This is a genomic window from Candidatus Bathyarchaeota archaeon (assembly GCA_026014685.1).
GTDB lineage: Archaea > Thermoproteota > Bathyarchaeia > Bathyarchaeales > Bathycorpusculaceae > Bathycorpusculum.
In genome coordinates this window covers 162,672-181,008 of record JAOZHW010000001.1, presented here as the reverse complement: position 1 = coordinate 181,008, position 18,337 = coordinate 162,672, and the positions used below count along the sequence as shown (strand labels likewise).

General features: G+C 47.9%; 17 protein-coding genes. 9 read left to right on the top strand and 8 right to left on the bottom strand.

What is annotated here, in order from left to right; genetic code table 11:
* Window position 1: 1 nt before the first annotated feature.
* Window positions 2–1,087: a radical SAM protein gene (locus tag NWE96_00980; protein MCW3982550.1), complete on the top strand. Its 1,086-nt coding sequence runs from the start codon at window positions 2–4 to the stop codon at window positions 1,085–1,087.
* Window positions 1,087–2,124 carry a uroporphyrinogen decarboxylase gene (gene hemE, locus NWE96_00975; protein ID MCW3982549.1) on the top strand — a complete coding sequence of 346 codons (1,038 nt, stop codon included), beginning with the start codon at window positions 1,087–1,089 and terminating at the stop codon, window positions 2,122–2,124. Before NWE96_00980 ends, hemE begins: the two co-directional genes overlap by 1 nt.
* 114 nt (window positions 2,125–2,238) lie before the next feature.
* Here hemE and NWE96_00970 read toward each other — a convergent pair whose 3' ends face one another.
* The 5 genes from NWE96_00970 to NWE96_00950 form a co-directional block, all read right to left on the bottom strand.
* Complete coding sequence (locus NWE96_00970; GenBank protein ID MCW3982548.1) at window positions 2,239–2,469, bottom strand: hypothetical protein; 231 nt, start codon at window positions 2,467–2,469, stop codon at window positions 2,239–2,241.
* Between the two features lie 12 nt (window positions 2,470–2,481).
* Window positions 2,482–4,653, bottom strand: a complete 2,172-nt coding sequence (locus NWE96_00965; GenBank protein MCW3982547.1) for a CDC48 family AAA ATPase — start codon at window positions 4,651–4,653, stop codon at window positions 2,482–2,484.
* Between the two features lie 143 nt (window positions 4,654–4,796).
* Entirely contained in the window at window positions 4,797–5,075 is a 279-nt protein-coding gene (locus NWE96_00960; protein MCW3982546.1) for an elongation factor 1-beta, read from the bottom strand.
* 13 nt (window positions 5,076–5,088) lie between these two features.
* Complete coding sequence (locus NWE96_00955) at window positions 5,089–5,268, bottom strand: zinc finger domain-containing protein (GenBank protein ID MCW3982545.1); 180 nt, start codon at window positions 5,266–5,268, stop codon at window positions 5,089–5,091.
* A gap of 338 nt (window positions 5,269–5,606) precedes the next feature.
* Window positions 5,607–6,380, bottom strand: a complete 774-nt coding sequence (locus NWE96_00950) for a hypothetical protein (GenBank protein MCW3982544.1) — start codon at window positions 6,378–6,380, stop codon at window positions 5,607–5,609.
* Between the two features lie 390 nt (window positions 6,381–6,770).
* On the opposite strand from NWE96_00950, the gene NWE96_00945 reads away from it, so the two are divergent.
* Window positions 6,771–7,349, top strand: coding sequence for a DUF488 domain-containing protein (locus NWE96_00945; GenBank protein MCW3982543.1), 579 nt, complete (start codon window positions 6,771–6,773; stop codon window positions 7,347–7,349).
* On the opposite strand, the gene NWE96_00940 is transcribed toward NWE96_00945, so the two are convergent.
* On the bottom strand, window positions 7,341–8,693 hold the full coding sequence (locus NWE96_00940; protein ID MCW3982542.1) for an RsmB/NOP family class I SAM-dependent RNA methyltransferase: 1,353 nt from the start codon (window positions 8,691–8,693) through the stop codon (window positions 7,341–7,343). The genes NWE96_00945 and NWE96_00940 overlap by 9 nt on opposite strands.
* A gap of 222 nt (window positions 8,694–8,915) precedes the next feature.
* Between NWE96_00940 and NWE96_00935 the strand changes: the two genes are divergently transcribed.
* From NWE96_00935 to NWE96_00910, 6 genes are all read left to right on the top strand, one after another.
* On the top strand, window positions 8,916–9,098 hold the full coding sequence (locus tag NWE96_00935) for a hypothetical protein (protein ID MCW3982541.1): 183 nt from the start codon (window positions 8,916–8,918) through the stop codon (window positions 9,096–9,098).
* A 111-nt stretch (window positions 9,099–9,209) separates the two neighbouring features.
* Complete coding sequence (locus NWE96_00930) at window positions 9,210–10,013, top strand: hypothetical protein (protein ID MCW3982540.1); 804 nt, start codon at window positions 9,210–9,212, stop codon at window positions 10,011–10,013.
* Window positions 10,010–11,092, top strand: coding sequence for an ATP-grasp domain-containing protein (locus NWE96_00925; GenBank protein ID MCW3982539.1), 1,083 nt, complete (start codon window positions 10,010–10,012; stop codon window positions 11,090–11,092). The genes NWE96_00930 and NWE96_00925 overlap by 4 nt, the downstream gene beginning before the upstream one ends.
* Entirely contained in the window at window positions 11,077–11,646 is a 570-nt protein-coding gene (locus NWE96_00920; GenBank protein MCW3982538.1) for an HAD hydrolase-like protein, read from the top strand. The genes NWE96_00925 and NWE96_00920 overlap by 16 nt, the downstream gene beginning before the upstream one ends.
* A gap of 123 nt (window positions 11,647–11,769) precedes the next feature.
* A complete protein-coding gene (locus tag NWE96_00915) occupies window positions 11,770–14,535 on the top strand; it encodes a DNA-directed DNA polymerase I (GenBank protein ID MCW3982537.1) in 2,766 nt (921 codons plus the stop codon).
* A gap of 502 nt (window positions 14,536–15,037) precedes the next feature.
* Window positions 15,038–15,727, top strand: coding sequence for a hypothetical protein (locus NWE96_00910; GenBank protein MCW3982536.1), 690 nt, complete (start codon window positions 15,038–15,040; stop codon window positions 15,725–15,727).
* Window positions 15,728–16,117: 390 nt separating this feature from the next.
* On the opposite strand, the gene NWE96_00905 is transcribed toward NWE96_00910, so the two are convergent.
* Together NWE96_00905 and prf1 are read right to left on the bottom strand one after the other, a co-directional pair.
* Window positions 16,118–17,014, bottom strand: a complete 897-nt coding sequence (locus NWE96_00905) for a hypothetical protein (GenBank protein MCW3982535.1) — start codon at window positions 17,012–17,014, stop codon at window positions 16,118–16,120.
* A 47-nt stretch (window positions 17,015–17,061) separates the two neighbouring features.
* Window positions 17,062–18,330, bottom strand: coding sequence for a peptide chain release factor aRF-1 (prf1, locus tag NWE96_00900; GenBank protein ID MCW3982534.1), 1,269 nt, complete (start codon window positions 18,328–18,330; stop codon window positions 17,062–17,064).
* Window positions 18,331–18,337 lie beyond the last annotated feature (7 nt).

Here is an 18,337-nt window from a genome sequence, read left to right as displayed (position 1 = left end):
ATTGCTCGGCACACCAGCATCAGTCACTTTTCTTCCCAAAATCATCTCTTGGAATACCACCTTCAAATGCAACCTCAACTGTAGCCACTGCTACCTAAACGCCCAAGAAAAAGCAAAAACAGAAGAATTAACAACCACCCAAGGAAAAAGCCTCATAGACCAAATAGTCAAAGTCAGCAAACCTATCTTGATTCTAAGCGGGGGCGAACCGCTCCTACGAAACGACATTTTCGAACTTGCAAGCTACGCTGCACAGAAAGGACTTAGGGTAACGATGGGCACCAACGGAACACTCATCGACGACACAGTAGCCAAAAAGCTGTTTGATGTCGGCATCAGAAAAGTCGCAATCAGCCTCGACTCCAGCCAACCAGCAGTCCACAACAATCTTCGAGGAACACAGCACGCTTGGCAAAAAGCAGTTGAGGGCATCAAAGCTTGCATGCGAAACGGCGTGGGTGTTCAAGTCAACGTAACGGTAACCCAACAGAACTACAGTGACATCGATAATGTGGTTTCCGTTTCTAAGGGTTTGGGTGTTAGGGATTTTCATGTTTTCTTTTTGGTTCCGACTGGTCGAGGAAAAACAATCAGCGACATTTCCCCCGCCATGTACGAAGGCATGGTGAGAGGGATCCTCAAAAAATACGCATCGAGTGATTTGACTGTCAAACCAACGTGTGCGCCTCAATTCATGCGAATAGCCCGCCAGATGGGTTTAGAAACCAACCGCTGGAGCCGCGGCTGCATCGCAGGACTCAACTACTGCAGAATTTACCCAAACGGCGAAGTGACACCCTGCCCCTATCTTCCCATAGCCCTAGGAAACATTAAGGATCAAGACTTCCAAGAAATCTGGTTGCAAGCGCCGATTCTAAAAAAGATGCGAAATTTCGAGAACCTAAAAGGTAAATGCCACGTTTGCAGCTACCGCGAGGTCTGTGGCGGATGTCGCGCAAGGGCATATGGTCTTTCAAGCAACTACATAGATGTCTGCGGTGGACTCCACCAACCACAAGCGCTTGCGGGCGATTTCTTGGCGGAAGAACCCTGGTGCATATACCAACCCACAAAAGAAGGGACCTGATGACTCTGGATAACACTACCCTTTTGGATGCCTGCAGAAGAAAACAACCCGCACATACACCTGTTTGGTTTATGCGGCAAGCAGGTCGATACATGCCAAGCTACAAACAACTCAAAGGCAACTTACAAATAACTGAATTGGCTAAAAACAGCGAGCTTGCTTCTGAAGTAGCTATAGACGCCGTAAACCGTTTAGGAGTGGATGCTTGCATTCTGTTTGCAGACATCATGTTGCCCTTGGAAGGTTTGGGTTTCAATTTCAAGATAGAAGAAAATGTTGGCCCAGTGATGCAGAAACCTATCTGCACACTTGATGATGTTAAGGCTTTGAAAGAGTTTGACGCAGAACGGGACATGGGCTACATCAGTGACACAATCGAGTTAACCCTGCAGAAACTGGAGGATTCTGTGCCGCTTATCGGTTTTTCAGGAGCACCCTTCACTTTAGCCAGCTACATGATTGACGGAATTGTGAACAAGGATTTAGTAAAAACCAAGCAACTCATGTATGGTCAGCCTGAAACTTGGCAGTTGCTTATGGAAAAACTGACAAAAATGGTACAAGAATACCTCTGTTTCCAAGTAAAACATGGCGTGCATGCCATTCAACTTTTTGACAGCTGGGCGGGTTGCCTATCCTGTGAAGACTACAATCAATTTGTTTCAAAATACACCCACACCATCTTCGCCTCTATCCCCAAAGTTCCAAAGATACATTTCTGCGCAGACTCAGGTGCCCTAATAGAACAATTCCAAAAAGCCGGTGCTGATGTTTTGAGCGTTGATTGGCGAGTGCCGCTGGAGGATGTATGGCGGAGATGCCGCGAGCAGGTTGCGGTTCAGGGGAACATGGATCCAGCGGCTGCTTTGGCAGGTGGAGAATTCATGAAACGCAAAACAAAACATGTGCTTGAAGCAGCGCGGCCCTATTGTGGACATATCTTTAGCCTTGGACACGGTGTGCTAAAAGAGACCGCCCCAGAGAACCTTCAGTGGATTACAGAAAAAGTTCATAACCTAACTAGCAGTAGGCGATAGTTTTTTTGAATGCGGTTGTTTCGACTTTTAAGTAGACGTCTATGGTCGAGCAGTAACCGGCGAATGTTGTTACTGGATCTTGTTAATGTGGTAACTAAGAGAAGGAGCGGGGGTTTATTGGATTAGTTCGATTCTGCGTTTTCCCCGCGCCATGGAGGAGGTACGGATTTTGGCGCTTACCTCAAGCTTTAGCAGCAACTGGTTGAAGTCTTTGAAGCCTAAGTCTTCGTATTCGTCTTTGAGTTGTTCGTAGAGGTCGTCGTCGGTCATGTCGCCTTTTTTCTTTAGAATCTCCAATAGGTAATAGTACGCTGGGCGTGTTTTCCAAGTTTTCATCTGAGGCATAAACGCATCCTACTATGCAACTGGGGTTGCTGGCTTTTGTACTTGTCGGATTTGCTGCATGAAGCTCTTGTACCATTTCTCCATATCTGGCGTAATCGATGGACCCATCTCTTTCATGGCATCTTGGAAGTCTTTCATGGTGACTTCGCGGGCGTTCACGTCGCGACGTAGTGAATGCATGGCGGCTTCTCGGCAGAGAGATTCGATGTCTGCACCGCTGTAGTACTTGGTCATCATGGCAAGCTGGTTTAAGTCAACGTCTGAGCCGATGGGCATGCCTTTAGTGTAGATCTTAAAGATTTGAAGACGGCTTTTATCGTCGGGTTCAGGCACGTAGATGAGGCGGTCAAACCTGCCTGGTCGAATAACAGCGGAATCAACCATGTCAGGCCGGTTTGTTGCAGCGATAACCACGATATCCTGCAGGGAGGTTATGCCATCCATTTCGGTGAGGAGTTGGCTGATGACGCGTTCGCTTACCCCGCTGTCGCTCATACCCATGCCTCTGCGTGGTGTGAGTGAGTCGATTTCGTCTAAGAAAATCACTGCGGGCGCTGCCATTCGGGCTTTGCGGAAGACTTCGCGGATGGCTTTTTCGGATTCACCGACCCATTTGCTGAACACTTCAGGTCCTTTTATGGAGATAAAGTTGGCTTCGCTCTCGGTTGCCACGGCGCGTGCGAGGAGTGTTTTGCCGCAGCCAGGTGGACCGTACATCAAGATGCCTTTGGGTGGTCTTATGCCTAAGCGTGTGAACATCTCGGGGTTCTTTAGTGGCCACTCAACGGCTTCTTTGAGGTGCTGTTTTACGTCGTCTAATCCGCCTGCGTCGTCCCAATGTACACTGGATACTTCAATGTAGACTTCGCGCATGGCGGTCGGGGTGACTTCTTTGTATGCGCCAACGAAGTCGTCCATGGTAACTTCCATCTTTTCAAGCACCGCGGGCGGGATGCGTTCTTCTTCGAGGTTAATCTGTGGCAGGTATCTGCGTAGTGCCTTCATGGCTGTTTCTCTGCCCAAAGCGGAGAGGTCTGCGCCGGTGTAACCGTGAGTCATGGCTGCAAGTTTGTTTAAGTCAACGTCTTCTGCAAGGGGCATACCGCGGGTGTGTATCTGGAGAACTTCGTGGCGTCCTTTTTTGTCTGGTACGCTGATTTCGATTTCTCGGTCGAATCTGCCTGGTCTACGCAGGGCGGGGTCAAGTGCGCCTGGCCGGTTGGTTGCGCCTATGACGATGACGTTGCCTCTGCCTGACAAACCATCCATTAGTGCCAGCATCTGTGCGACGACGCGTCTTTCCACTTCGCCTGTGACTTCTTCACGTTTCGGAGCGATGGCGTCGAGTTCATCGACGAATATGATGCTGGGCGCGTTTTGTTGGGCTTGCTGGAAGATTTCTCTTAAGCGGGCTTCGGATTCACCGTAGAATTTGCTCATGATTTCGGGTCCGTTGATGCTGTAAAAGTTGGCTTCGGACTCGTTAGCTACTGCTCTGGCGAGGAGTGTTTTGCCGCAGCCAGGTGGACCATGGAGCAATACGCCTTTGGGCGGCTCGATTCCTAAGCGCTGGAACAGTTCAGGATGCCGCAGTGGCAACTCAACCATTTCTCGGACGCGTTGGATTTCGTCGTGGAGTCCGCCGATGTCTTCGTAGGTTGTGCGCGGTAAGCCTTTGCCTTCTGGTGCAGGTTCGTTTAGTATGGTTAGGCGGGTTTCGGTTGTGACTTTTATTATGCCATGTGGTCTTGTTTTGGATACCGTGAATGGGATGGCGTGACCAAGCATCATAACCAGTGTAGTGTCGCCTTCGACTAAGGTGCGTTCCATGAGGCGGTTTCTGACGAAGTTCGTGAAGTCATCATCCACGTTTAACCTCATGTCCACCGGTGCAAGGGTTAATGCGATGGCGGTTTTGACTTTGGCGGGTCGAACCACCACGTACTCGTTGATGGCTACGCCGCTGTTTTTGCGTGTAAACCCGTCGATGCGGATTATGTCGCGGTTTTGGTCTTCACTGTAAGCTGGCCAAGCGATTGCGCTTGTTGTGCGTTTGTTAACTATCTCGATAACGTCTCCAGCGCTGATGCCAAGTCGCTGCATGGTACGCTGGTCGATGCGGGCTATTCCTCTGCCGACATCTCTTTGTCGTGCGTCTCCGACGCGTAATTGAACTTCGCTCATCTAGATGGCTCCAAATAATCTGCTGTTTTAGGTCTGTTGTTTGAAAAAGACGGGTAACATATATAAACTTTAAAGTGTAGCGTCAAAAACATTCAGATAGAGCTAAAAAGATGAATATTTAAGCGAAAAAGGTAAGGAACCGCTTAGTCGCGGCTTGTTCTGCGGATGTTGAAGGCTTCAGCTTGGCTTACGCCTGGAATTTTGGCAAGTGCAGTTTCGAATTCTTCCACTATGCCCATTTTGTCCTCTGGAAAACGCACCTGGACAAGTAGTGCTTTGAGTCCGAAAGCGACATCCTCGGTTCCCCAGCCCTCAATGGAACTGTGCTGTGGAAGGATGGCTTTGACTTTCTCTTTTAGGGGTTCAAAGTCTTCAACTATGTCTTCGGGGAAAACCTTGTAGACAACTAGTATTGCGCCCATACTGTTTCGCCTTTTATGGTCCTTGGAATCCGCATTTGGGGCACTTGTATAGTCTGCCGAATTTGCGGCATTTGCCGTCGCGTTTAATTTGGATTTCGCCGCAGTTTGGGCACGGGAATTTTGTGGATTCGCTGCCTGGCGGGATTGGTTTTCCGCAGCTTGTACATGTGACCAATGACAGTTTTTCTGACATGAAACGACACTTCTTTGCGAATAATTTGACGGGGTTCCTTATATTTGCTATGCCTAAAAAAAGTGTTAATCTAAAGGTTGCGCTTCTTCTGCGAATTAGGCGTATGTTGACGTTAGATTAGGGTTTATTTTATAGATCCTTTTTGGGGGCAGTTGAATTTTTCTCTACTCCTTTTAAAGCGTGAACTAGAAGTTCAACTATAAGTTCACTGAACCAAGAACCAACATTGAAAACCACGCCGCCTCTCTTGCGCTACCTCCCCTCCCTTATATAAAGCAGCTAAAACGGGTTGTAGCTCCCCCATTTTGGCTTCCGAACACAGACTCCAAATACACCCGCTACTTTAGGCTCCTTTTACGCAGATACACAACCACCAAACCCAACAACACCACAACAGCAGCAAGCAACATCGTGATGACGATTTCAACCCATTCCAAACCAGGAAACGCCGAACTATCAGCGTTAGATTGGGCAGTAGGTGATGTTGATTTTTCTGAAACCGTAGCCATCGGTGATGCTGTCGAAGTTGGCGTTACTGAAGATGAAGCTGTCGGGTCTGGCGTAGAGACAAAAACAGAACCATCAGGTAAGCTTATCGTTCGGGTGCCGCTCCAGCCGCTATCACTGTCATAAGCCACTGAATCCACGAAGTATCCGCCGTATTCAGGGTTTAGCGGATGCTGAATCGCCCAACTTTGAGCGTCGTGCCCAACGAATGCTTCAACTTGGAAGTCCAATTTGGCATTGTCTGGCAGATTATTTAGAGGGTATCGGGGGTTTTCGTCTAGAGGCAATGTTATGGTGGTGTATTGGCCGCTTGATTGGATGGGTGTTTGAAGCGGTAGCGACATTTCTTTTGTGTAAAGGTACTGGGAGTAGGTCCATGTTTTTGTCTCCCAATTGTATCGTGTATTAGGCAACTTCCAAATGGGGTATAGTTCCGTCCAGTCGCCCTCAAAATGCGGTCGAACACGAATATTGTAATAGATTGGGTGACTGTTGTCTATTGTGGGCTGGTTTGTTATGGTTACTTGTATGGTTCTGTTGGGATGCTGGGTGGTTGTGGTTTGACCCGTGTAGGGGGTCGGTTGTGGTTGTACTGTAACTTGCATGAACATACTTGATTGTGAATTCTGGTATTGACGGTTTAGGTATCGACTGCTCGGAGCTACTCCCCACCATCATTAGGTTCGTTGCTGCCAGAACCAGTATGAGGGCTAAAGCGACGGTTTTGGTCAAGTTTGCCAGCCACATGAACACTGGCGGGGGTTGCAAATTAAAGGCTTCTTGTTTAGGTTTCTTGACTAAGTCTTGTCAAGGTTTCTGAACCAGCCTCCATCTATAGGTTTCTGCATAGAGTAGCTAATAGGCTCCAAATATGTTGGTGCGGCGCTATTCCATCTATAGGTGCAGTGCATAGGTTGGATATTAGGCGTCAAATATGCCTGTTTAGGTTTGATTCTTATATCCAGCTAGCCATAATGTAGCTTTGAGGGTTAGGTTTGAGCAAAGAAACCGAACTGACAGTTTTCACCATCGGGCACTCGACGCGAACACTTGACGAGTTCACTGAGCTGCTCCAAACCTACCAAATCGGGCTGGTTATAGATGTCCGAACTGTCCCACACAGCCGCCACAACCCCCAATTCAACAAAGAAGCCCTCCCCGAACACCTAAAACCCCACGGCATCAAATACATCCATCTGCCCGAAATCGGAGGCTTACGCCACCCAAGTCGAAACAGCATCAACCTCGCCTTGGAAAACGCCAGCTTCCGCGGGTACGCCGACTACATGCAGACCAAAGAGTTCACTGAGGCGTTGCTCAAGGTGGTGGCGTTGGCGCGGGAAAACCGCCTTGCCCTGATGTGTGCGGAGGCGCTGCCTTGGAAATGCCACCGAATCCTAATCAGCGACGCACTGGTGGCGCGGCATGTGCTGGTGCTGCATATCATAAGCAAAACCGACACCATAACCCACCAACTAAACGAGTTGGCACAGGTAGACGGTAACAAAGTATCTTACCCGCTCTACAGAAAGGAGTCGCCGCAGAGAACACTAGGCGATTTTGGGTCAGGTTGATTGTTGTTTTTGTAGTTTGGCTATGAAGAAGCCGTTACAGCCATGCATGTGGAGGTAGAGGCGTTGGCATTGGGTTAAGCCGTTGAGTCCGGGGACGCCGATTTTGGGTTCAATCTCCACTAAGCGGAATTCGGGGTGGGTTTTTAGGAACTGCTCGATTACGCTTTCGTTTTCTTCGAGTGTGATGCTGCAGGTGGAGTAAGCGAGGAAGCCGCCCGCTTTGACTTTGTCGGCGCAGTTGTTAATCATTTGAAGCTGAATTTTGCTCATGTTCGCAATCGACTTGGGGCTGAGACGCCACTTTGCAGAGGGCTGCTTGGCAAACACGCCTGAACTGGTGCAAGGCGGATCTAAGACCAACAAATCAGCCTCCCCGACCAGCGGCACCGAAACCCGCGCATCCGCCACAACTGGCTCCGCGATTTTTGTGCCCATCCGAGCCGTCTCCTTCTGCCAAATGCGCATGCGTTTGGCTGAGAAGTCCACGGAGATGATTCTGCCTTGGTTGCCCATGAGTTGGGCGATGAAGGTGGTTTTGGCTCCTGGAGCTGCGCAGATGTCGAATACGACGCTGTTGGGGGTGGGGTTGGCTGCTTGGGTGGCGAAGCAGCTTGCTTTGTCCTGCACGTAAAATAGGCCTGCTTTGAGGCTGGGTGACGTGTTGAGGGGTGCTTTTAGCTCTAAAACTTTGTAGGTGTATTTTAGGGGTTCGACTTTTTCAAGTTTTACACCTTCCGCGGCGAGTTTAGCTACGATTTCCTCCTCTGGAGCGGCAAGGGTGTTGATGCGGATGTATGTGGGTGGGGGGTTGAGGCTGCCTTTGAAGAAGGCGGTGGCTTCTTGTTTGCCGAAGAGTTTGGTTAGGTATTCGACGAACCATGTGGGGTGGAAGGTTTCAAGCGCGATCCGCTCGGTTTCGCTGGCGGCGTCGAGGATGGGTGCAAGTTGGCGGGTTAACAGAAAACCCAGATAGGGTTCCACTTCGCGCATGACTTCCCAGCATAGAATGGCTCTGCCTAAGCTGGCGATGTTTTCGGCTTCTCTGAGGTGGATTTTGCCCCAGTTCTTGGCGACGCGGGTTTGGTAAACGTAGAGCCGCAGAAACGCTTGTACTCCTTGGTTGTATTCGGCGAGTTTTTTGGGCGCCACCACGGTGTTTATGAGTTTGTCGATTAGGTTTTTGCGTCGTGTGGTCTCAACAACCAGCCCGTATGCGAGGCGCATGGCCTGCGGGTTGCTTATGCCCAACTGCTTAGTTGTGCGCACCAACGCTGAACGCTCGTTTAAGCGGCGCAACTCCATCCAACTCAATGTTTCTATAGCGATTGTCCAAGCTTCCCGCAACAAATTCTGTTCACACTCCAACCAAAGGCATCGCCCTAAATAAGCAATACAACAACGGCAGCTGTAACTGCATGTAAACAGCCACATAGCTTTATCAATTTTCAATGCCGATAGAAAAGTTGAAGATGGCTGTTCAGGCGCAGAGGGAGGAGTGTGTACAAAATTTGTCGCACACATCAGCTTATCGAAGTTTTCCTTTTCTAATTTAGAGGAGAATTACAGATGAATTCAAGTCAACTAGTTAAGCGTCGAAGCACCCCCCAAACCCGAGCGGGACAGTACATGTGTGCCGAATGTGGCAAAATCTTTGATACCAAAAAAGAAGTAGACAGCCACCGCCGCCAAAAACACGGTCCACAACTTAAATCGGTGCATGACGCACTAAACGGCCTCTACACCGAATAAACCCAAGTTTTAAGCCAAATTGCGGGTTCCCCAAGCGGAGCCTCCTTCTTTAGGTTTTGAGCAGGTTTATTTAGCCCAAACCAAAATACAACCACTGGAGACCCTCACTCTTTGAAGTCGACGCCTAAAAGTCAACGCAAACTCATCTTAACCCACGACGTTGACTGGCCACTCAGAGGCCCCGGCAAAACACACGTTTTGGCAAGGCAAGACAGGTTTTCCTCAGAAATCATCCAAAAAGTCCAAACTGAAGACTTTAACCCCTACTTCGGCGTTCCAAGGGTCAGGGAGATTGAAGAGGAATTTGGCATCCGCTCAACCTTCTTCTTCAGACCCATCTACGACGACGGCTGCGAAGTGAGCGAGTACAGCCACACCATCCGCGACCTTTTAACTCATGGTTGGGAAGTGGGGTTGCACGCCAACAACACCGCCACCCAACAAGACGTGAACAAAGAAAAAGCGCTCATCGAGAGGGCCGCGGGAACCCAAATTGTTGGCTGCAGAATTCACTGCCTAAAACTCACCGAAAACACCTACCCAAACTTCGCCAAAGCAGGCATAAAGTACGATTCATCCATCTCGTTTGATAAACACCACATCGACCCCCGAAACACAGGGCACCTAACCCGCGACGGCGTCGTAGTTTTCCCCATCACATTTATGGACGCTTACCTCTTCACATACATGGGGCAAACCGAAGAAACCATCGTGCCCTTCATCGTTAAAACTGTAGACCAGCTTTATGCGGCAGGTGCAGAAATCCTCACGCTGCTTTGGCATGACAACGCCGTCATGATGCGGGGCGGCAGAGTTTACCCCCAACTCATCAAGCAACTCGTTGACAGAGGGGATATAACGTTTTTAACTGGAAAAGAAGCCTTTAATCAGGTACAAGAGGCAACACAGCCATGACTAACATTTTGGTGACTGGGGCAGGCGGTTCAGGTGGCATCAGCTTCATCCGTGCCTTGCGGTTGGCGGAGCAGCAGAAAAAGCTGAAACCCTTCGTGGCATGCACCGACCACAACCCGCATTTCCTAAACTTCCCCGACGCTGACACCCGCTACCACTCGCCCCGACACGACGACCCCACCTTCATACCGCTCCTACAAAAAATCATCCAAACCCACAACATCGAATTCCTCCACCCCCACCCAAGCAGCGAAGCCCAAATCGTCGCCGAAAACCTCGCACAATTCAAAAACGTCAAAACCTACCTGCCCAAACCCGTCGCCATCATGCCTGACAAACTCTTCATCCACAACGCCCTGCACAAAAAACGGGTTCGGGTGCCCAAAACCGTAGAAGTCAAAACCTTCGCCGATGTCGAGAGGGCTTTTGCGGAGATTGGGTGTCCGCTGTGGATTAGGGCGCGGCGGGGCGCAGGCGGCAGGTTGGGCTTGAAGGTAGAGAACGTTGAACAGGCGCGGCACTGGGTGCAGCTTAACACGCTACAGGGGAGATGTAAGGTTTCGGATTTTGTCGCGCAAGAATTCCTGTCTGGAAGAGATTTGGCGTTTGATTCGCTCTGGTACAAGGGAAAACTCGTGACGTCTTACTGTAGGGAGCGATTGGAGTATTTCCTTAAGCACATCTCGCTCTCAGGCATCACAGGCACCCCAACAATCGCCCGCACCGTGATAGACGAGAAAATTGACCGCGTCGGCGTGGACTCAGTCAAAGCCCTTGACCCAGAGCCGCACGGCTTCTACTCGACTGACATAAAAGAAGACGCCAAAGGCAACTGCGTCGTCACCGAGGTAGACGGCAAATGGCACACCACCGCCCCCCTCTGGGGTTACGCCTTCGCAAAAGCTTTCAACAAACCCGAACTCAACTTAGCTTACCAGTACCTTAAACTGACTTTGGAAGGCGAAACTGACGGAGCCTTACCCACCCACAACCTTTTCCCAGAAAACTACCTGCTGGTGCGGCAGCTAGATGCAGGCGTTATGCTTGAACATGAGGCGCAGACATGGCGAGTAGCGTAAAAATCGTTGCGGTTGCGTTGGACTTCGACGGCGTCATAGCTAACCTCGAAGTAGACTGGAACGAAGTGATACGGAAAATCTCAAAAACCGCAGGCCAAGACATCAAAAGCCTCCTAACATTCTACGAAGCCAACTTTGGAGTGCCAATCTACCAGAAAGTCAGCGCCGAAATCGAAAACATCGAGTTAGAAGCCCTCAAAAACACGCAACTGGTGCCGTTTATCGGTGAATTTCTAAAAAGTCTCCAAGAAAAACAGATGCCCGTTTACGTTGTTTCGATGCAGACAGCCAAAGTAATCCAAGTCTACCTCAACCAACAGGGGCTCAGTAGCTACATCAAAGAAGTTGTTACCCGCGACAGGTTTCCCAGCAAACGCGCACAGGTCGATTACGTCACAAAAACCGCAGGCGGTAGAGTACTGTTTGTAGATGACTTAAAGCGGAACCTGATAAGTTGCCAAGGCTTGAACGTCGAGTGCTTCCATTTTCAGCGCACCAAGAAACCCAAAGACGCCCAAAAATCTTGGGACAAAATTCTTGAACTCATAAAATAAGCTGTTCAACGTTAAAAAGGGCGTTCAGGCAGGTTCGGTTGGCAACAAAGATTTGGGAGACGGCGCTGCGGTAAAGATTTTAGTTTGGTTACATCATAGTGGGAGCGAAGGTTCAGAGAGAGGATGCCGCAACAAAGCTTAGACAGTTTCTGGGGAACCCCTAAACCAGCCAAAACTCCACCCCAAAAGGCGGCGACGCCACAAACCCGAGCGCCTCCCACACCCCAAACCCCAGTTGCGGCAGAAGCGGCTGAACCCAAAAAGCGGGAACGCACACCCCGAGTTTTACCGCCGATTGCGCCGTTGAATCTTCCTCCTTCGTATTTTGTTTCAGCCTCGTATGATGGGCGACAGAAGAAGGCGGTTGTGAAGCTCTATGAGCCAGTGTCGGGGCAACTCTATTTCTGGTACGATAATACTGGGCATTTACCGTATTGCATTACTAATTTGTCGCCACAGGAACTGGAAAAGTTCGGGCGCATCACAACCCATGAGGGCTTTGACAGTTTCCAAGCAGAAGAAAGATGGGACCCCTTAAATGACAAACCAATTCAAGTAACCAAAATCGTAGCCAAAGACCCCTTAGCAATCGGCGGCAGAGCCACAGGCACCATTCGAGACATCATCCCCGAAGACCACGCAAAAGTCCTCGGAACCCGAATCAACGACAGTGACACCAAAATTTGGGAATCCAAAATCAAATACTATCAATCCTACATCTTCGACCGCGGACTCTTGCCAGGCATGATTTACGAGGTAAAAAACGGCAACCTGCAACCCGTGGTAGATAACACGGCAGCTGAGAACCTTGCCAAAATCCGAGAAATCTTTAAGGACTGCACTAAAGAGGAGCAGGAGTACGCTGAGATGTGGGCTGAACTGCTGGAGTACCCTGCGCCTCAGTTTCGAAGGGCAGCCATAGACATCGAAGTCTACTCGCCGCTGGCTAACCGTGTGCCCGACGCGCGTGAAGGGGCCTGCCCCGTTATGGCTTGCTCAGTCTACAGCAGCGACGGCGACAGAAAAGTACTCGTCCTAAAACGCGACGGCATGATCGAAGGTGACCCTAAACTAACAGCAGGCATCGAGGTTGTGTTCTGCGAAACCGAAGAAGAACTCCTCCACAAAATCTTCGATGTCCTAAACGATTTCCCCTTTATCTTGACGTTTAACGGCGACGACTTCGACCTCCGATACCTCGCGCACCGCGCCGCCAACCTTGGCTTCACCAAAAAAGACATCCCCATAGAAATCGGCAAACGCGTCTGCCTATTGCGTTATGGCATCCACATTGACCTCTACAAGTTCTTCTTCAACCGCTCTGTGCAGATTTACGCTTACGGCGGCAAATACAAAGACGTCAGCCTCGACGACGTCGGCTGCGCCTTGATTGGCACGCAAAAGATTCATCTGGAAAAGGATTTCGGTGACCTTGACCAGAGCGAACTCATCGCTTACTGCTTCCGAGACTCAGAAATCACCTACAAGCTAACCAGCCACGACAACGATTCAGCCATGAAGCTCATGCTAGTGTTGGCACGTATAGCCAGTATGCCCATGGAAGACGTCAGCCGACAAGGCGTCAGCCGCTGGATACGCAACTTTATGCAGCGGGAACACCGCAAAAAGCACCTGCTTATCCCCAACGCCGAAGACATCCTAACCAAAAAAGGCAAAACCAGCACAACCGCCGTCATCAAGGGCAAAAAATACAAAGGCGCAATCGTCGTCGAACCCACCCCCGGCGTCCACTTCAACGTCGCGGTCATGGACTTTCCAAGCCTATACCCCAGCATCATCAAAGTCTGGAATTTAGGCTACCAATCCATCTGCTGCAACCACCCCGGCTGCAAAGGACACACCATCCCCGACACACAGCACTGGGTTTGCACTGAAAAACGCGCCCTCGAAAGCCTCCTTATCGGTTCGCTTCGGGATTTGCGTGTGCGATGGTACAAGAGCCGCGCCAAAGACAAAACCCTCCCGCCTGAGCTACGTAGCTGGTATGGCATCGCACAGGGCGCACTCAAAGTCATTTTAAACGCGAGTTACGGCGTGTTCGGCGCGGACAGCTTTGACCTCTACTGCCCACCTGTCGCGGAAGCCACTGCAGCCATCGGACGCTACAGCATCACCCAAATCCTTAGCCACGCCAAATCCGTCGGCGTACAGGTACTCTACGGCGACACTGACAGCGTTTTCCTCAAAAACCCCAGCAAAGAACAGATCGAAGACGTAATCCACTACACCGAACACGAACTAGGCATGGGTATAGACATGGAAAAAACCTACCGCTACGCCGTTTTCAGCAGTCGCAAAAAGAACTATCTCGGAGTGCTCGAAGACGGCACAGTGGACGTGAAGGGGTTAACGGGCAAAAAGAAACATATCCCCCTATTCATCAAAGACGCGTTCAACCAGATGAAGGCACGGCTTGCCCAAGTTAAAAACCCTGAAGACTTCGAGAAAGCCAAAAAAGACATCGCCAACATCGTACGCGACCGCTACAACACGCTCAAACGCCGAGAATGGAAAGACAACAGCGAACTCGCCTTCCACGTCGTCTTAGGCGACGAATTGGCAAGCTACACCAAAACCACACCTCAACACGTCAAGGCGGCGAGGATTTTGCAGAAAAGCGGCAAGGAACTCCGAGCAGGTGACCTCATCAGCTTCGTTAAAGTGATCAAACCCACGTCGTCTCGCAGTGCTTCAGGTGAAGATAACTCTGGCGTTAAACCCGTAGAGTTAGCCAGCCGCAACGAGATTGATGTGGACAAGTATGTAGCTTATCTGCAGGCGACCTTTGACCAAGTGCTGGATGCGTTGGGTTTGAACTTTGAGGAAATCATTGGGTTAACGAGGCTTGCCAGTTTCTTAGGCGATTAAAGACGCCACCGATTTGTTATATATTGATGTTACCTTTAAATCGTAGAACTTTTTCACAGGTGATTTGAGATTTAATCGCAAATGTTATGAGGGAAAACCAACACCTTAGAGGTGAGACTGAATGAATTATGGAAGTATAATGGCTTCATTGCTAAATCATTCGAATGTCAGCATATGGATTGAATTTCAATGGTTATTATCGTAACGGAAAAATGTCCCACACCATTCCCAAGTCACCCGAAAATCAAGCGAAGATTGATAAATATCTACTATAATTGTGAAGCGACCAACCAAGAAATCGCCAACAGGCTCAATTTGGAAAAAGAAGTCGATAAGATTGTTAGCAAACAGAGAAATTCTCAGTAATCGACAATACCAAATTCAAACGGTGAAAGAAATCAACGCTATACGAACGTTTCCAATCCACACAGAAAAACAGTAACTATTCACCAATTACTTAAACCAATGTTAAGTAGATTGAGGAAAAGAAGGAATATACTCTTTGAATGAAATAGAAAGTTGGAGCAAATCTCGCGAAAAATATGATTGGACTGTAGACCTCAGTAACTATCCATTAAGAGACGCTTACAAGGACTTCTTTAACCAATTGATAACCAACAAGAACACATCTGAATTCGAAGAAAAGTTCAGATCATCACTCAACACAAACACATTTGCCGTAACTGGTGAAGTCTGCTACTGGAAGAATTATGGAAGCCACACTTCAAGAGATAAACTTACCAACAGTCTACTTAAGCTGTTAGAAGATAAGAATAATTGGAATGAATTCAAAAGTAGACTAATTCAATTGTCATCAAATCCAACCTACAAAAACATTGAACACTTTAGAATAGCATGTGGTCAACCAAACGGTTTTGCGACCCCTGTAACCTTTCTATCATTCTACAATCCGACCTTATTCCCGATGGTTGATAAAATAATTGGTAAATGGTGGAACAGAAATAAATCAAACTACTGGAAAACAAGTGCATCAAGCTTTTTACAGAGAAGTGATGGTTGGCTTGGACTGAACGAACAAAATTGGAATACATATCTGGAATGGACAAACTTCTGTAGAAAATACTCAAGCTTACTTAGTTTAAAGTCTGGTATGCAATGGAGAGCAAGAGATGTCGAGATAGCAGTATGGGAAGCAGAAAAAAGAGATTTCAAACTCGACAGACTAACCTAATAAGATACAAGCAATAGTGTATTATAAAAAAGCACAAGAAAAAAGCGTGTAGTTCACGAGATTTTCTTGTGCAGGATTTCTTCGACTCATCTAAGGAATTGCTTAACAACTTTTACGGCTTGTTCCCTTGTATGCATAAATCCAGTAAAGTAAGCCTTGAAAGTTTCAAGTCTCATATGCTCCAAATTCTCATCCAAGACCTTTTCGATGCTTCAGGGAGACTGTAGTAAAATGTCTAACTCTTTTTCTACTTTTGTCTCGTTTTATCTTTTACACATTTGATACCTCAAAGGTCTGAAAAGAATGTGTTCCTTAAGAGTTTTGGAGATGATTTGCTAGATACTTATTGTGGTTTGCGTGAATTCAAGTAAATGCCCCAAACAATAACGATTATAGCCAGAAATCTACATGAATCCACTCGATTTTAATAGCATCTCCATATCCAAGCTTGAGACTATTTCCATAATTAACATTGATAGGGTCATTAAAACTGAAAGAAACTTGGAAGACTGCACTATTATAATTATAACCCGAGAAATCATATTTGCCACCCCACGGTAACGCAACACCGCTTGACGTATTGTTAACAACATTACTGTCTAATTGTTGACCATTGTATACTAAATAGAACTTTTCCAATTGAATTTTTGGATTAGGGCTATCGGAACTTAAATGAACTTTAAAGTAAACTTTCCTTGTTGTATCAGAATTAGAATTTAGGAATTCGTAGTAAGGGTATCCATAAGTAATTTGAACATCATATGGGTATGGTGTTGGATTTGGTGACACCGAGTTTTTAAAGAAAATATTAGGTTCCAAAGGTACCCAAACCCACGAATTGCCGTTTGGTACTGCATATGTAGCTGTGCTATTTAGGGTTACTCGATAGTTGGGGTCAATTCGTCCTTCTATACACAAACTATAATTGTATAGCTCACCCCTTTTGATTTGGTCAGAAAATGAATTAATAACCTTAAAGGGGTTGCCCATAATATCTGTAAATTGAAAATCTTTAGTACTGAGTTGGTCAACCCCATCAGCGTAGAACCATATTGTTAGTTTAATCACAGTATTACCTATGTTGCTATTATCAACAGAAGTCGGGTCACCGTATGAAATGTACTTAAAAGAAGTTTGATTGATGTAAATATCAATTTTTTTGCTTTCAGGCGGTTCAGTAATCACAGAATTAGAATTCATGTTTGTCTGCGATAGGTATATTGTTGTTCCACCAATGACTGAAATTATTATAAAAATTATTACAATAGCTGCAATTGTCTTCTTCATTGTTTAGCGTCAACTACTTTTTATCTAATAAAGTATCCTCTGGTAGATTAGTTTTGTAGCTTAAAACGGAGGAACGCTGCGATGCCGCCGAAGGCGTTTTTGAGCATCTGTCCTTCTTCGGTTTCCCCTGAGATTACTTCGATTTCTGTGTTGGTTAGTTGCGCGAGGTCAGCGAAGTCATCTACGATGTCCTTTTTATCTACAATCACCATCGAGGGCGCTTTGCAGCCGCCGCATGGTTTTCCAACTAAGCCCTGCTCGAATGCTGCAAGGTCTTTGCCTTTTACCGTGTGTTCTTCTTGGTAGTTGCATGCGCTGCATTTTACGGTGACACGTTTCATGTCGATTTCTTCTGACATAAGCACAGTTCGCACCGCGCCAGAGTTCATTAATCTTCGAACTTCGGCTTCACCGTAAGTGATTAATCCACTGTCGTGGCCGACTTCGTAGAGGAACTTTTGCATGAGCTCTTTTTCTTCGATGTAGCGGACTTTTTTCATGATTTCAGGCGCTTTGTCGACCACTTCTTTAACGCCTTGCTCCTCCACATAAGCGGTGTCCACGACGTCGAGAATTTTGCTCTGCAGTTGGTAGTTTAGGTAGTTACCTTTTTGGAAATCATACTTAGTTGGGCCTGGACCGCCGAGGATGATGCCTTTGAGGTTTTCCATGGGTAAGAAAACTTCGTTAGCGTGGTTACCGACACGTGTGTAGTACTCGTTTAGCTGCATGTCTCGTAAACGTTCATATCGTCTGGCTGATTGCCCACCTGCACGGGTTTTTCCGGTTACACCACTGTACATTTGCATGACAATTTGGAGGTGTTTTCCCTGCAACGTGGCTATGGTAGCATTGTTTGCGTCAACAAGTAAAATGCCATATGCCTCTTTCTCCCGCAGCATCTCCTGCAGATGCTCGGTGTGGAATCGGCTGTCGCAGCGGTAGAGGAAAATCCTAATCGGTTCAGGCGGAACGATCACGTAGCTTTCCATGCGTTCCGTTCCGGGGCCACCGCCTTCCTGTGGCAATGCACCTGTGAAGATGACTATGCCTTTTTCGCCTGGGTTCTTGAAGAGTTTGAGTTTCTGTTGGGCTTTGACGATGGCGTCCAGTACGTTTTTGCGGGTGACGTTGGATTTGATGTTGCTGGCTGTGCCGTACTCGTTACGTAGCAGGTTGAGTGCGTCGCTGATTTGTTTGTCTGGTGGCACGTAGATGGTGATGAGTTCGGTGTGGCTACCTTCTTTTTTAGCTAACTCGTTGATTGTTTTTCTTAGTCTGAATAGTTCCAGAGAGCTTCTTTTTGGGGTACTCAAACAACTT

Excerpts from the sequence above, each read along its gene's own strand:
- NWE96_00935 (MCW3982541.1), top strand. The coding sequence starts at position 8,916 with ATGAATTCAAGTCAACTAGTTAAGCGTCGAAGCACCCCCCAAACCCGA.
- NWE96_00965 (MCW3982547.1), bottom strand. The coding sequence starts at position 4,653 with ATGAGCGAAGTTCAATTACGCGTCGGAGACGCACGACAAAGAGATGTC.
- NWE96_00905 (MCW3982535.1), bottom strand. The coding sequence starts at position 17,014 with ATGAAGAAGACAATTGCAGCTATTGTAATAATTTTTATAATAATTTCA.
- NWE96_00915 (MCW3982537.1), top strand. The coding sequence starts at position 11,770 with ATGCCGCAACAAAGCTTAGACAGTTTCTGGGGAACCCCTAAACCAGCC.
- hemE (MCW3982549.1), top strand. The coding sequence starts at position 1,087 with ATGACTCTGGATAACACTACCCTTTTGGATGCCTGCAGAAGAAAACAA.
- NWE96_00970 (MCW3982548.1), bottom strand. The coding sequence starts at position 2,469 with ATGCCTCAGATGAAAACTTGGAAAACACGCCCAGCGTACTATTACCTA.
- NWE96_00955 (MCW3982545.1), bottom strand. The coding sequence starts at position 5,268 with ATGTCAGAAAAACTGTCATTGGTCACATGTACAAGCTGCGGAAAACCA.
- NWE96_00925 (MCW3982539.1), top strand. The coding sequence starts at position 10,010 with ATGACTAACATTTTGGTGACTGGGGCAGGCGGTTCAGGTGGCATCAGC.
- NWE96_00950 (MCW3982544.1), bottom strand. The coding sequence starts at position 6,380 with ATGCAAGTTACAGTACAACCACAACCGACCCCCTACACGGGTCAAACC.
- NWE96_00960 (MCW3982546.1), bottom strand. The coding sequence starts at position 5,075 with ATGGGCGCAATACTAGTTGTCTACAAGGTTTTCCCCGAAGACATAGTT.
- NWE96_00920 (MCW3982538.1), top strand. The coding sequence starts at position 11,077 with ATGGCGAGTAGCGTAAAAATCGTTGCGGTTGCGTTGGACTTCGACGGC.